This is a genomic window from Corynebacterium pygosceleis (genome assembly GCF_016595275.2).
Lineage (GTDB): Bacteria > Actinomycetota > Actinomycetes > Mycobacteriales > Mycobacteriaceae > Corynebacterium > Corynebacterium pygosceleis.
On record NZ_JAENIQ020000002.1, the window covers coordinates 715593 to 730357 of the forward strand.

12 protein-coding genes and 1 pseudogene are annotated in these 14765 nt (G+C 66.7%); 9 read left to right on the forward strand and 4 right to left on the reverse strand.

The window, feature by feature from the left end:
• Positions 1-157: 157 nt before the first annotated feature.
• Positions 158-442: a hypothetical protein gene (locus JIM94_RS06485; RefSeq protein WP_200253185.1), complete on the reverse strand. Its 285-nt coding sequence runs from the start codon at positions 440-442 to the stop codon at positions 158-160.
• A 2-nt stretch (positions 443-444) separates the two neighbouring features.
• The gene (locus JIM94_RS06490; protein ID WP_200253187.1) at positions 445-2505 is read right to left on the reverse strand and encodes a M3 family metallopeptidase; all 2061 of its coding nucleotides are present in this window, start codon (positions 2503-2505) and stop codon (positions 445-447) included.
• Positions 2506-2568: 63 nt separating this feature from the next.
• Here JIM94_RS06490 and JIM94_RS06495 point away from each other — a divergent pair, with 63 nt between their 5' ends.
• The 3 genes from JIM94_RS06495 to JIM94_RS06505 are packed head-to-tail and all read left to right on the forward strand — an operon-like array spanning position 2569 to position 7075.
• On the forward strand, positions 2569-3966 hold the full coding sequence (locus JIM94_RS06495; protein ID WP_200253189.1) for a carboxylesterase family protein: 1398 nt from the start codon (positions 2569-2571) through the stop codon (positions 3964-3966).
• A gap of 45 nt (positions 3967-4011) precedes the next feature.
• Positions 4012-5802: a maltose alpha-D-glucosyltransferase gene (gene treS, locus JIM94_RS06500; protein WP_200253192.1), complete on the forward strand. Its 1791-nt coding sequence runs from the start codon at positions 4012-4014 to the stop codon at positions 5800-5802.
• A 10-nt stretch (positions 5803-5812) separates the two neighbouring features.
• Positions 5813-7075 carry a hypothetical protein gene (locus JIM94_RS06505; RefSeq protein WP_248702993.1) on the forward strand — a complete coding sequence of 421 codons (1263 nt, stop codon included), beginning with the start codon at positions 5813-5815 and terminating at the stop codon, positions 7073-7075.
• On the opposite strand, the gene idi is transcribed toward JIM94_RS06505, so the two are convergent.
• Positions 7068-7625, reverse strand: a complete 558-nt coding sequence (gene idi, locus JIM94_RS06510) for an isopentenyl-diphosphate Delta-isomerase (RefSeq protein WP_200253194.1) — start codon at positions 7623-7625, stop codon at positions 7068-7070. The genes JIM94_RS06505 and idi overlap by 8 nt on opposite strands.
• A gap of 47 nt (positions 7626-7672) precedes the next feature.
• Between idi and JIM94_RS06515 the strand changes: the two genes are divergently transcribed.
• Both JIM94_RS06515 and JIM94_RS06520 read left to right on the forward strand, forming a co-directional pair.
• Positions 7673-8749 carry a polyprenyl synthetase family protein gene (locus tag JIM94_RS06515; protein WP_200253196.1) on the forward strand — a complete coding sequence of 359 codons (1077 nt, stop codon included), beginning with the start codon at positions 7673-7675 and terminating at the stop codon, positions 8747-8749.
• A complete protein-coding gene (locus JIM94_RS06520) occupies positions 8742-9617 on the forward strand; it encodes a phytoene/squalene synthase family protein (RefSeq protein WP_248702994.1) in 876 nt (291 codons plus the stop codon). Before JIM94_RS06515 ends, JIM94_RS06520 begins: the two co-directional genes overlap by 8 nt.
• Positions 9618-9619: 2 nt before the next feature.
• Here JIM94_RS06520 and JIM94_RS06525 read toward each other — a convergent pair whose 3' ends face one another.
• Entirely contained in the window at positions 9620-10126 is a 507-nt protein-coding gene (locus tag JIM94_RS06525; RefSeq protein WP_200253198.1) for a hypothetical protein, read from the reverse strand.
• Positions 10127-10319: 193 nt separating this feature from the next.
• On the opposite strand from JIM94_RS06525, the gene JIM94_RS06530 reads away from it, so the two are divergent.
• From JIM94_RS06530 to JIM94_RS06545, 4 genes and pseudogenes are all read left to right on the forward strand, one after another.
• Positions 10320-11447: a MalY/PatB family protein gene (locus tag JIM94_RS06530; RefSeq protein ID WP_200253200.1), complete on the forward strand. Its 1128-nt coding sequence runs from the start codon at positions 10320-10322 to the stop codon at positions 11445-11447.
• 174 nt (positions 11448-11621) lie between these two features.
• The gene (brnQ, locus tag JIM94_RS06535; RefSeq protein ID WP_200253202.1) at positions 11622-13229 is read left to right on the forward strand and encodes a branched-chain amino acid transport system II carrier protein; all 1608 of its coding nucleotides are present in this window, start codon (positions 11622-11624) and stop codon (positions 13227-13229) included.
• Between the two features lie 465 nt (positions 13230-13694).
• Positions 13695-14402, forward strand: a complete 708-nt coding sequence (locus tag JIM94_RS06540; protein ID WP_200253204.1) for a DUF3558 family protein — start codon at positions 13695-13697, stop codon at positions 14400-14402.
• 15 nt (positions 14403-14417) lie between these two features.
• Positions 14418-14765, forward strand: a pseudogene (locus JIM94_RS06545) (hypothetical protein); the annotation flags it as partial.

Genomic DNA, 14765 nt, shown 5'->3' on the forward strand with positions numbered 1-14765 from the left:
GCTTCACCCGGGAACGGCCGTAGTCACGTTTCTTCTTCGGTGCCTGGTTACTCATACGGATTCTCGGCCACTGCTTTCTTGTCGGTGCGTCTCGGCGTGCTTTTCAGGACCTCGCGGTGCGTCCGTCCGCCGTCAGGCGGTGTCGCCGGGCACCAGTCTAGTCCCCCGGTATCTCCGGCTCGGATCTGGACACGACACGGACCCCGGCGGAGGTGCCCTCCCCGGAACGCGGGATCAGCTGCGTCGGCGCATGTCCGCCGTCTCCCCCTCCGGTGGCCCGCTCGACCAGATTTCCGGCCGTGTTCACGATCTTCAGCAGCACCGCCGCAAGCGGGACGCAGATCAACAGGACGACAACCATCACCAGGGGCGTCTGCACCCACAACGGCGCACCGGTCAGCCACTGTCCGATCCGGTCGAGTACCGGGGTGATGCTGTTCATGGTCACACCGCCCCCGCCAGGCCACGGCGGGACAGAAGCGGTGCGACGTCCTTCCCGCGTCCACGGAAGGCGGCGAATGCGGTGCCGAAGTCATCGGCACCGCCACGGGACAGAATGAGGTCACGGAACCTCTGACCGGCGGCACGCACCGCCTCGGGGGACGCCGCTTCACCGGCGGCCCCCTGTTCGGCGAATCCGTCGAAGCCGTCGGCGTCGAGCACCTCGGCCCAGAGATAGGAGTAGTAGCCGGCGGAGTACCCGCCGGCGAAGACGTGGTTGAAGTACGTCGACCGGTAGCGGGGCCGCAGATGCTCCACGGTCAGGCCCGCGTCCTCCAGGGCACGGTTCTCGAATGCCTCGATGTCCTCCGCACCGTCACCGAGTTGATCCGCCTGCTCCGGGGTGAGTGAGTGCCAGGCGAGGTCGATCACGGCGGCGCCGAGGTATTCCCCCGCCGCGAACCCCTGGCCGAACTGCCGGGCGTCGGCGACGGCGGTGAGAAGGTGATCCGGTATCACCTCACCGGTGTCGACGTGGCGGGCGTAGTTGCGGATCACCTCCGGGTCGAAGGCCCAGTTCTCGTTGATCTGCGACGGGAACTCGACCCAGTCGCGGGGCACGTTCGTTCCGGAGAACGTCGGGTAGCGGACATCCGAGAGCAGCCCGTGCAGGCCGTGCCCGAACTCGTGGAACACGGTGGTGACCTCGTCGAGGGTGAGCAGTGGTTCGGAGCCGTCGGTGGGTCGGACGATGGACATGACGTTGGCGACGACGGGGGTGGTCCCGAGCAGCCGGGACTGCTCCGTGAAGCTGGTCATCCACGCGCCGCCGCGTTTCCCGGGACGGGCGAAATAGTCGGTGATGAGCAGACCGAGAGCGGTTCCGTCGGTGTCCCGGACCTCCCAGACATCGGCGTCCGGGTGGTAGGCCTCCAGGTCGGGGCGCTCGGTGACGGTGATGCCGTAGAGGCGGTTCGCGGCGAAGAAGACCCCGTCACGCAGGACCCGGCCCAGCGGGAAGTGACGACGCAGTTCATCTTCATCGAGATCGTAGTCACGGGCCTTCAGTTTCGCCTCCCAGTAGGGCCAGTCCGCGCCCGTGACCTCCGTGTCGGCGAGTTCAACGAGGAGTTTGTGTTCGGCTGCCGCGTTCGCCGCCGCAGCCGGAGCGAGGTCGGTGAGCATGCGGCGCGCGGCGTCAGCGGTGCGTGCGGTCTCCTCCTCGATGACGTAGTCGGCGTGGGTGTCGTACCCCAGAAGTGCCGCCCGTCGTGCACGGAGCTTCACCATCTCCACCAGCACAGCGGGATTCTTCTCCGCGCCGCGTCGCTGGCTGGCGGCGTGGAGCGCCGCACGCGTCCCGGGATCGGTGAGATCCGTCAGGGCGGACTGCACGGTCGGCAGTTCGAGGGGGATCAGGTAGCCGTCCCGCCCCTCGGCTTCAGCTGCACTGCGGGCGGCGCTGATCCGGGCCGGGGACAGACCGTCGAGCTCGTTCACGTCGGTGACGTGGAGTGCGTGTGTGCGGGTGTCGGCGAGCAGGTTGTTCCCGAAGGCGTCGGAGAGCACGGAGAGCCGTCGGTTGATCTCCGCGAGTTCCCGCTGGGCGTCCGGGGGAAGGTCTGCGCCGCGACGGGTGAACCGGCGCAGCAGGTGTGCGTGGAGCCGCGCGCCCTCCCCGTCGCCCTCGGGTGCGGTGACCGCCTTGATCCGCGCGTGCAGGGCGGCATCGGTGTAGAGGGCGTCACTGTGCGCCGAGAGCTCCGGGATGATCTCTTCGGCTATCCCCTGCCGGGCGTCGGTGGAGTCGGTGCCGAGCATGTTGAACAGCCACGCGGTGCACCGTCCGAGCTCCCGTCCCGAAGCCTCCAGCGCCTCGACGGTGTTCTCCCAGGTCGGTTCCGCGGGGTTGTCGGCGATCGCCCTGATCTGTTCGCGGTGCCTGCGCAGCGCCTCGGGGAATGCCTCACGGACGACCCCGTCGTCGATGTCCGCGAAACGGGGCAGGCCGTGTTCGAGGGTGGGCCGGTCGAGGAGCGGATGGCTGGTGGAGTTGGCGCACATGGCATGCCATCCTAGCCGCCTGCCCCGGTGTCGGCGGTGGAACGGGTTGCTAGCCTGTGGAGCATGGATTCCTCCCCGAAGCTACAGGTCCGGGCACCGGATGTCGTCGCCACCGGTGTCATCGGTGTGTCCTCCGGTGAGGGGCGACGGAGAGATGGGGACGGGGACGGGGACACCGTCACCTTTTACTCACTGCCCTACTCGCACATCCCTTCGCCCTTCGTCTCCCCGGAGCCGCTGCGGGAGCGGGTCTCGGTCGATGCGACGGTCCCGAAGGCGCGCCAGGTGGGGCTGACGGTCAGTGCCCCGGTGTCCGCTGTCCGGGCGGCCGCTGACGCCGCATCACCGCCGCCGGATCTGCCCGTGATCGCCTTCCTCCACGGTGGGCGTTACGAGTCAGGGCACCACGACGGTTCCTGGTACGGCGGTCAGGCGTTCGCCCGGGACGGGGCGGTGTTCGTCTCCGTCGGGTACCGGATGGCGTTCGAGGGGTTCGCGCACTTCGACGACGAGGACCCGGCGCACTACCGGGGCACCGACGATGCCGTCACGGCCCTGGAGTGGATACAGCGCAACATCGAGTCCTTCGGCGGTGACCCGACGAACGTGACCCTGATGGGGCAGTCCGCGGGTGGCGGGATGGCCGTGTGGCTGGCCCGCAGGGACCACTACCGGGGTGCGTTCCGCCGGATCGTCGCGCTCTCCCCCGGATACCCGCGTCAGTCGTTCGACCGGCGGCGCCGTGTCCTGCCGTTCATCGGTGGGTCGACCTCGCGGGAGAAGCTGGCGTCCCTGTCTCCGGGGCGCCGGGACGCGCTCTACCGTCGTTACCGGGCGCGCTACATCACGGATTCCGCGGTCGGTCCCAACCCGTTCGACGGATCGCAGCTGGTCGATGTCCCCATCCTGCTGACCCACACGACCGACGAGTTCTATCTGGAGCCCGTCGGTGCCTGGTGCGACGCCCGGGGCACGGGCGCGGGATTCGCCCGGTTGTTCGCCCGGAGTCTGGGGGCGACGATCGATCCGGCCTCGTACATCGCCGCGTGCCGGGACATCGATCCGGCACGGGTCGCGGGCCGGCTGGTCGGTGATTCGACGATCCGGCGGTGGGTGAGTTCCATCGCGGAGAGCGCACCGGGTCCCCTGTGGATGCTCCAGTTCACGGGGGCAGGTGGGCAACCGGCCCTGCACTGCGCCGAGTTGCCGCTGGTGTTCGACTGCCTGGACACGCTGCCGGCGCGTGTCGACGCCCTGCTGGGGGACGACGCCGCGGGACGCCTGCAACCCCTGGCGGACCGGGTGCACCGGACGGTCCTCGATTTCGCCACCGGTCGGCGACCGGGGTGGCGGATGTTCGACACCGACGGGGACCGGTTCAGCCGCACCATCGACGTCACCACCGGTGACATCGGCGGGACGACGGACCCCCTGGGGTATGTCCGGAGGGCGTTTCCCTGACCCCGGTTCTGCACGGCGGGCACCGTTTTTTCTAGTCTGGTGGGCATGGCTGACGATCCCCTGAAACTGCACACGACCGAAGAAGCCCCCGAACCGGAGATCGATGCGGAGGGGCATGTCATAGAACCCACCTCCGATGAGTTCGACACCCCTGCCCCCGCCCCGGGTGATGCACCGGACGAGCGGTCCGAACCCGAGTGGTACAAGCAGGCCGTGTTCTACGAGGTCCTCGTCCGGGCGTTCAATGACTCGACGAACACCGGATCCGGTGATCTCAAGGGGCTGACGGAGAAACTCGACTATCTCCAGTGGCTGGGTGTGGACTGCCTCTGGCTCCCGCCGTTCTACGACTCCCCCCTGCGGGACGGGGGCTACGACATCCGGAACTTCCGTGAGGTCCTCCCCGAGTTCGGCACGGTGGACGATTTCGTCGAACTCATCGACCAGGCGCACCGTCGCGGCATCCGCGTGATCACGGACCTGGTGCTCAACCACACCAGCGACCAGCATCCGTGGTTCATCGAGTCGAAGCGCGACCCGGAGGGTCCCTACGGTGATTTCTACGTGTGGAGCGACTCGGACAAGAAATACTCCGACACCCGGATCATCTTCGTCGACACCGAGACGTCGAACTGGTCGTGGGACGCGGAGCGCGGCCAGTACTACTGGCACCGTTTCTTCAGCCACCAGCCGGATCTGAACTACGACAATCCGGAGGTGTGCGAGGCGATGCTCGATGTCCTCCGCTTCTGGCTGGATCTCGGGCTTGACGGTTTCCGCCTGGACGCGGTCCCCTACCTCTACGAGAGGGAGGGCACCAACTGCGAGAATCTGCCGGAGACGCACGAATTCCTCAAGCGGTGCCGTGCCCTCGTCGAGAAGGAGTACCCGGGCCGGGTGCTGCTCGCGGAGGCCAACCAGTGGCCGGAGGACGTCGTCGAGTACTTCGGTGAGAAGACCGCCGGCGACGAGTGCCACATGGCGTTCCACTTCCCGCTGATGCCCCGGATCTTCATGTCGGTGCGCCAGGAGTCCCGCACCCCGATCAGTGACATCCTGGCCGCGACCCCGGACATCCCGGACACCGCCCAGTGGGGCATCTTCCTGCGCAACCACGATGAGCTGACCCTGGAGATGGTCACCGACGACGAACGCGACTACATGTACGCGGAGTTCGCGAAGGATCCCCGGATGCGCGCGAACGTCGGAATCCGGCGCCGCCTCGCCCCGCTCCTCGACGGGGACCGCAACCAGCTGGAACTGCTGACCGGCATGCTGCTCAGTCTGCCGGGTTCACCGGTGCTGTACTACGGCGACGAGATCGGCATGGGCGACAACATCTGGCTCGGTGACCGTGACGGCGTCCGCACACCGATGCAGTGGTCCGACGACCGCAACGGCGGTTTCTCCACCGCCGCACCCGAACGTCTCTACCTTCCCGCGATCCAGAACGCGCAGTACGGCTACTCGGTGGTCAACGTGGAGAACCAGCTGGCACAGGAGAACTCCCTGCTCCAGTGGAACCGCCGGTTGATCCACTGCCGCAAACAGCACCCCGCTTTCGGCATCGGCGGTTACCGCGAGGTCGACTCCGCCAACGATGCGGTGCTCAGCTACCTGCGGGAGAACGGTGACGACGTGATCCTGTGCGTGAACAACCTGTCCAACCGCCCGCAGGCCGTGTCCCTCGATCTGTCCGAGTTCGCCGGTGCCGTTCCCGTGGAGCTCACCGGTGGCGAGGAATTCCCCGCCGTCGGGGCTGACCGCGACTGGGTGGTCACCCTCGCGCCCCACGGTTTCTTCTGGTTCGACCTGTCCTCCCGAAACAACAAGTAGGAGCCCCGACGTGAACCCCGCGACCCTGGCGACGACCCTGTCCACCAGCCGTTACTACGGCGCGAAGTCCCATCCGATCGACACCGTCGAGGTCATCGCGACCGGGGAGGCCGCCGGTGGGCGCTGGCTCGTGGCCCGGACCCCCGACGGTCTGTACCAGATGCTCGTCGACGACACCGATGAGACGCTCCCCGATGTGCTGGGCACCCCGGAGGTCGCGACGGCACTCGGTGCAGCGATCGCCGAGGGCAGGCCGGCGGGCGGCGGGACCCTCCACGCCGTGGGGGATCACCCCGACGGAGGTGCCGACGGGGTCCGGGAACCGGGTGAACTCGCCGGTGCCGTCATGCCCCGGGGTCTCCGGGGTCGCCGGATCGCCGGGGAGCAGTCCAACACCTCACTGGTGTTCGGCGACGGCGCGGAGGACAGCCTGATGGTGAAGTACTTCCGTAAGCTGCAGCCCGGTGTCAACCCCGATGTCGAACTGCTCGCAGGCCTTTCCCGTGTCGGGTGTCCGAACATCGCACCGCTGCGGGGCTGGGTCACCGTCGACATCGACGGGTGGGAGTTCACCACCGCGATGGTCCAGGACTTCGCCCGGGGAGCGACGGACGGCTGGGAACTCGCACTGGAGTACGCCGCCGAGGGCAGGCCCTTCACCGCCGAGGCCCGGGAGCTGGGTGCGGCGGTCCGCCGGGTGCACGCCGATCTCTCCACCGCCTTCGACACCGCGACCACCGGGATCGACGAGGTCCGGGGTCATCTCACGGAACGGCTGGGCGAACTCGTCGGCGATGTTCCGCTCATCGGCGACTACCGGGACGCGGCACTCGCCGTCTACGACGGTCTCGACACGACGGCGACGACCCCGGTGCAGCGGGTCCACGGGGATCTCCACCTCGGGCAGGTGCTGCGCACGGACGCCGGCTGGCTGCTCATCGACTTCGAGGGCGAACCCGCCCGCCCGCTCGGGGAACGGCGCCAGCCGGACAGCCCGCTCAAGGATCTGGCCGGCGTGATCCGTTCCTTCGACTACGCCGCGCACTTCCACGCGCAGAGCGACTCGACCGCTCCCGGCCCGGAGGACCCGGCGGCGTGGGCGCGGGACTGCGTCGACGCCTTCCTGGACGGGTACGGCACGGACAACACACCGCTGCTGGAGGCGTACCGCCTCGACAAGGCGCTCTACGAGGTGGCCTACGAGGCCAACAACCGACCGGACTGGCTGGACATCCCGCTCTCGGCGGTCAAGAGGTTGACCGGGATCAACTGAGGCCGAGTGCGGCGCGCAGTTCAGCGTGCGCGAGCTGCTCCCCCATCCAGGGGCTGAACGCGAACGGTGCGCAGCGTACGGCGTCGACGAGCCTGGACGGCGTGCTCCACGCCATCTGGTCGACCTCGTCGGGAAGCGGGGCGACCGTCGCTCCGGGGGCGAGGCGGGCCGTGTACACCGGGCAGATCTCGAACTCGACGATCCCGGAGGAGTCGACGGCCCGGTACCGGAAGTCAGGGAGCACGCAGGTGACGTCGGTGAGGTCCTCCGGTTTCAGCCCGAGTTCCTGGGTACCGCGCCGCAGCAGTGCCCCGACGGTGTCCTCACCGGGGCCGGGATGACCGCACATGCTGTTGGTCCAGACACCGGGCCACGTCCTCTTCCCGAGTGCCCGCCGCGTGAGCAGCACCTCCCCCGCTCCCCCGATCAGATAGCAGGAAAACGCGAGGTGGAGCGGGGTGTCGGTGGTGTGCACCGTGGCTTTGGGGGCCGTGCCGGTCGGCTTGCCCCCGTCATCGGCCAGAACCACGAGTTCACGTCCCTTGATCATGCGACCAGCTTAACCACCGGCACCGGCACCATGAGACAATGGGACTCATGAACCACCCGACCACCGCCCCGATGTTCCGGGAACGCAGCGGTCGGTCCGTCGACTTCCTCCGTTCGGGGTTCACCGGGATCTCCGGGCTCCTCGTGGACACCGACCCCCACACGGCCGCTCCGCTCCGTGACGTGCGGGACATCTGCACCGGCGGGAAACACCTGCGTTCCCTCCTCGTGCACATCGCCGCCGACAGGCCGGCCGGACCGGTCCCCCACTGTGACATCTCCGTGGCGGCCGCCTTCGATCTGCTGCACGGCTCCTTCCTGATTCTCGATGACGTCATCGACGAGGACGAGACACGCCGGGGGCGGCTCACCGTGCACGCCGCCGCGAGGAACCGGGCGGTCGGGGAGTACGGTGTCCGGGGCGCCGGTGATGCGGAGCACTACGGACGGTCGGTCGCCGTCCTCTCCGGTGCCGCGGCACTCACCGGGGCGATACGTCTGGTGGCGGATTCCGGAGCGGACGACGCCACCACCGTCGCCCTGATCCGCCTGCTCACCGACGCAGCGGGACTGTCGATGACGGGTGAGTTCCTGGACGTCCACTACTCCCTGCCCGGTGTCGTCGCCGATGCCGACTCGGTACGGACCGCAAGTTGTCTGAAGACCTCCCCGTACTCCTTCGACGCCCCGCTCATCGCGGGTGCGACGCTCGCGGGACGCGACGGGGACATCTCCGCGCTGCGGGACATCGGCCGGCACGCCGGTGCGGCCTTCCAGCTGGCCAACGATCTCCAGTCCGTGTTCTCACCGAGTTCCCGGACGGGTAAGAGCACCGCCGGTGACCTGTTCCTCGGCCGCGCGACACCCCTGTTGACCGCCGCCCGGCAGACCGGCGCGCGCACGGAACTGGAGGAGACACTCGCCGGTGACAACCAGGCCGGTCTCCCCCGTATCCGGGAACTGCTGCGCGCCTGCGGCGCAGTGGATGAGGTGGTCACCAGGGCGCGCGGTGACCTCGCCGCCGCACGGGCTCTCCTCGATGAGACCGGCGCGTTGCCGTCAACGGAGGCGCGGGCGGGTTTCTCCGCTGTCCTCGACGGTATCGGGGAGAGTCTCCGTGTCTGAGCGCCGCACCTCCCTGTCCGACTACGACGCCATGTCCGCCGGTGCCGCTGCCCGGGTCATCGGGACGTACTCCACGTCCTTCTCCCTGGCCACCCGTCTCCTCGATCCACGTACCCGGACGGACATCAGGAACCTCTACGCCGTGGTACGCATCGCCGACGAGATCGTCGACGGTACCGCGACCGACGCCGGACTCCGTGCCGGTGCCGTCCGGGAGGAACTCGACACCTTCGAGCGGGAGGTGCGCCGGGCGGTCGACACCGGATTCTCCACCAACCCGGTGCTCCACGCGTTCGCCGGCACCGCCCGACGCACGCACATCGACCCCGATCATCTGACGGCGTTCTTCACCTCGATGCGCCGGGACCTGTCCGATTCGACGGTCTACGACGAGGCCGGACTCGACTCCTACATCTACGGCTCCGCCGAGGTCATCGGCTTGATGTGTCTGGCGGTCTTCACAGCCGGCCGTGCGCTCCCGGACACGGAACAAGAGCGCTGCTCGGCGGGGGCGCGCAGGCTCGGGGCGGCGTTCCAGAAGATCAACTTCCTGCGGGACCTCCATGAGGACACCGAACTCGGCCGCAGTTACCTGGGCGGCCGCGGGACGTTGACCGACCACAGACGTGACGAGATCATCGCCGACGTCCGCACCGACCTCGATGCGGCACTGGAGACGGTGGGGCCGCTGCCGGTGCGGGCACGGGCCGGGGTGCTGGCGGCGCTTCTGCTCTACCGGGAACTCACGGACCGGCTCGCGGCGACACCGGCGGCGGAGATCACGCGGCGCCGCGTCTCGGTACCGTCCCGGGTGAAGGCGGGGATCCCCGCACGCGCACTGCTCATGGCCGCCCGCATGCGTCCCTGAGGTCAGTTACGCGGCAACGATCCCTTGAAGATGACGTTCCCGATCCGGAACTCGGCGTTGTACAGCGCGCCGTAGGAGGTCTGGAACGCGTACGCCAGGTTCGTCGATGCGCCCGGCCCGAGGGGAAGATCGAGCGCTGACACGAGCCCCGGATACTGTTCCTCGCTCATCCGCTGGATCTCGGTGAGATTACCCGCGTAGTCGGAGATCGCCAGCGTCGGTGGAGCGAAGGCGTCGACGGGCAGTGCCACATCGTTGCGGTTGGTGACGAGAACATGGATGACGGTCCCACCGTAGTTGCCGTAGTTCACCGACATGATCTGCCAGTCCACGTTCAACCCCGGATCATGGGCCGGCGTGTTGAGGTTCTGATCGACGAGAACCGGATCGACCTGTTGCGGCACGAACGGGGTCTTCTCCTCGACGACCGGAGCTGCGCTCGTGGTCTCCTGCTCCGGGACGGGGGCCGGGGCAGTTGTGTCGTCGCCGGAGCAGGCGACAAGTGCCATCACAGCCAGAGATGCCGCAACGATTCGGGCGGCGGACCGGGTCCTGATTGTCACTTCTTGCACCACACCTTCGCGGGGTTCCTGATGGGCGTCCCGCCGGGCCGGCGGTCACATGAACCACCATTCTAGTATCCGGCCACGCCACCGGGGCCGTCGACCCTGCGGGAGTTTCCCGGTGACTAGATTCGGAGGCATGCATCTTCCCCCTTTGAATGACCTCCGCGACCGTGGCACAGAGAAGTGGGCGCGCTACCCGGATGACGTTCTCCCGCTCTGGGTCGCGGAATCCGATTTCGGCACCTGCCCGGAGGTGAAGCAGGCGCTCGCCGACGCCGTGCGGAGAGAGGCCTTCGGCTACCCACCCGAACCATCGGCCCTACGCTCCGCGATGGTCTCCTTCTACGGTTCCCGCTACGGCGTGGACCTCGATCCGGAGGGAATCTTCGCGATTCCCGATGTCGTCCGGGGACTGGGGCTCGCGATCACCCATTTCACCCGACCGGATTCACCGGTCATCATCCCGGTCCCGTGCTATCCCCCGTTCCTCGATCTCCCCGACGTCACCGGACGGGACGTCATCCACGTCGACGCGGAGGACGGGCCCGACCCGGAGGAGATCGAGAGGGCGTTCGCCTCAGGGGCGGGATCACTGCTGCTGTGCAGCCCGAACAATCCGCTGGGTCACACCCTCGACGCCGACGTCCTCCGCTCACTGGTGGATGTCGCGGCACGTCACGACGGTCGGATCATCGTCGACGAGATCCACTCCCACCTCGTGTACGACGGCACACACACGATGGCGGCCACGGTCAGTGACGCTGCGGCACAGGTCTGCATCACGGTCACCGCCGCATCCAAGGCATGGAACGTCGCGGGCCTGAAATGTGCACAGATGATCTTCACCAACCCCGCCGACATCGCCACATGGCGGGGACTCAACCATCTCCTCCGGGGCGGGTACTCAACCCTCGGACTGGTCGCCAGCGAAGCCTGCTACCTGGCGGAACAGTCTTTCCTGGACGCGGAGATCGCCTATCTCCGGGACAACCGGGACTGGCTCGCGGAACAACTGCCGGCCCGTGTCCCGGGGCTCCGGACGACGGTCCCCGACGCCACCTACCTGATGTGGCTCGACTTCCGGGACACGGTCATCCCGGAGGCCCCCGCCGCATGGCTTCTCGACCACGCGCGGGTCGCCCTCAACGAGGGGACCACCTTCGGCCCGGGAGGTGCGGGCCACGCCCGCCTCAATTTCGCGTGTTCCCGTGACACCCTCACCGAAGCCGTCGACCGGATGGCCCGCGCCTGCGCACAGGCGTGATCTTCACCACTGGACCCGCGCAGACCACGCTCACGGCTACGGTCCACCGGAGGACAGACACTAATGTTTCCGTGTGGGAACCGGCCCGACCCGTTCCGTTCACTTCCGGGCAGGTGCCCACCATTTTCCGTGCACCACGCATCCACGTCGGGTGCACCTGTGTGAAAGGTAGCAATGAGCACACCAGCCCCCACCCGCACGGCGGGCGCCACCGGCGCCATCGCAGTCGCGACACTGATGCTGTTCTCGATGTTCTTCGGAGCCGGGAACCTCATCTTCCCTCCCATGCTCGGCGCGGAATCCGGCGACGGCTTCCCCTTCGCCATCGCGGGTTTCCTGGCGGCAGGTGTGCTCCTACCCGTACTCAGCGTCATCGCCGTCGCCATCACCGGCGACGACATCTACGATCTCGCGCAACGCGGCGGCAGGGTGTTCGGACTCCTCTTCCCCGTCCTCGTCTACCTCGCCATCGGCGCGTTCTACGCCCTGCCGCGAACCGCTGTGGTGAGTTTCTCGACCGCGGTCACCCCACTCACCGGGCTCGATTCCACCACCGCCGCCGCAGTGTTCTCCGCCCTGTTCTTCGGGGTCTCACTGGCACTGGCCTTCGACCCGTCCGGCCTCGTGGACAAGCTCGGGAAATACCTCACCCCGCTGCTCCTCGTTCTGCTGCTCGTGCTCGTGGTCCTGTCCGTTCTGATGCTCCACTCCACCCCGGCCCCGGCTACGGAGAAGTACGCCGGACACCCGCTCTCGGCGGGACTCATCGAGGGCTACCTGACGATGGACTCCCTCGCGGCCCTCGCCTTCGGAATCATGGTCGTCTCATCCCTCCGCTACAAGGGAATCCCCAACGGGCCCAAACTCGTCCGTGGTGTGGGCGCGGCCGCCATCGGTGCGGGGGCCCTCCTCGCGGTCATCTACGTCGGACTGGGAATCGTCGGACGACGGATCCCGGAGGCCCTGAGCTACGAGGACGGCGCTGCACTGCTCACCAACGCTGCGGAATCCACGATGGGATTCGCCGGAATGGTCGTCTTCGGGCTCATCGTTCTTCTCGCGTGCCTGTCGACCGCCGCCGGGCTCATCGGTGCCACGAGTGAATTCTTCCACCGCATCATGCCCGGCATCTCCTACCGGTTCTGGGCGGTCCTGTTCGCCGTGATCTCCCTCGCGGTGTCCACCCTGGGGCTCGAGACCGTACTGGCGATCGCGGCACCGATCATCGGTTTCCTCTACCCCGCAGCGATCACCCTCGTCTTCCTGACACTGATCGAACCGGTCTTCCGACGGAAGCTCCACTACGCGTTCCTGTTCTCCCTCGCCGTCGCCGTCATCTGGGCGGCACTCATGAGCGCCACATCCCTGGGCTGGGGAACAACCTTGCTCCAGCCCCTGATCGACTGGTCCCCGATGCACGATCAGCAGCTCGGCTGGGTCGTCCCCACACTCATCGCCATCGGCATCGGCTACATCGCGGACCTCGTCATCCGCCCGGTCAGGGCCGTCCCCGTCGGCGGCGAGCACCAGCTCGAAGCGGAGCTCCGCAGCGGCCACCGTGATTCCGAGGCACTCGAGGAAGCCGTCATCACCCACGCCCCCGAGGCCATCGCCGATGTGCGGGCCTCCGACGCCGAGGAAGCCATCGAGGCACTCGACCACCGCATCGACGCCATCGAACGGGAACGCGCCGAAGCCGCCGCCCGCCTCGAGGCACTCGACGAGGCAAAGGAACTCGCCGAGAAACACGTCGAGGACCTCCGCGAGGTCACCGACAACTGACCCGGCACATCCGGAGAAACCGGATGAGCAACCACGACGATGAGTGCCCGACACCTTTTCACAGGTGTCGGGCACTCATCGTTCACGGGGACCACCGCACCCACCGTCGACCCCTTCCCGTCTCCGCATGAATCCGATACCGGCCGACCACCGGGAATCACAACCTGTCCGCCACCATCCCCGGGGACGCCGGGAGATGGCACCACCCGGGCTACCGGGGCCGGAGCGAACGCAATCGACACGAACAACACCGGTGCCTCCGAGGCCCGGCAAAGCGGGTGAGAAGACCCGAAAGATTCCCGCCGCCGGTACAGCCCCGAGAAGAAGTGTGGCGGTACAAAACGCACAACGTGATGAACCTCAGCGCGCGAAAAAGACCCCACACCCCCGAACGGGGGAAAGCTCCCGACTTCCGGAACCGGAGCGGGGTCGGGACCGGTCTGATTCTGATGAACGGCGCCGCACATGGCGGCGCAACCGGAGAAGAAAGACGGGTACCCGTTGACCAGAACCACGGCCTCGACCGCGTTCCTCATCGCGTGCAGCTGCCTGATGCTGGCCTCATGTCAGGCACCGGAACCCGGCACGGGGCCGGCCGGGCGGGAAACAGCACCGACCGATACATCCGGCACGCCGTCTGTGGGGGCGGAGGCGGTCTCGGATCTGTCCTCGGCGACGTCCAACCCCGACGGCAGTCCCATCGTCTTCGACCCGGTGGAAGCGGGAAAGAACCTTCCCGACCCGTGCACGGAACTGCCTGCCGCAACCCTCAATGAAATCGGATTCAAAAGTGACTACGAACGATTCACGATTGGATTGGATGACACACTGGACGGAAAAGGCATTGGATGCGACCTGGACCTTATCAAGTACGAGAAAGATGTCATTGCCCCGGGATTCTACAACGAGAACTTAAGTAAAGAACATCTCAAAGAATCAGGAATGTTTATTCGAGATGCTCCGGAATCCATCGTCCCAAACGCATACTTCTACACTTTCTCTTCCGCTGACCAAAGCAGTTGTTGTATTGGTGCGGACACTTTTCGAGGAAGAATTGGGATGCTGGTAACCGGCCCCACCCACTGGACCCTGGATGATTCCTGCACATCAGCGCTGAAATATTTTGACAAAACATACGAAATCACCGATGGCTTCAAGTGGCTGGAACAGTAAATCAAAGGAGATATAATGACCCTTCATTTTGACCTAGAACAATTGGAACAAATTATTGAGTCGTTGCGTGAGCAGCAGAAAAAATCCTCTTCAATTCACAACCAGATCATATTCCGTCCACGGATTGAGCTTTACTCACTCGCCCCCGGGTTGTCTGAGCTTGGACAGCAGCACGCACAGGTGTTCACCGGTGCCGTCGGCTCTGCCCGGGAGGTGCTCATGGCTTTCCGTGAGCAGGCTGAGTGGCTGGTTCTGGCGATGCACTCAATGAAAGAAACGTTCTCGGCAACGGAAACCGTCAACAACATACAGATCAGGACGGGTTTTCCCTCTGTTTTTGCCATCGATCCGGGTGACATCCGT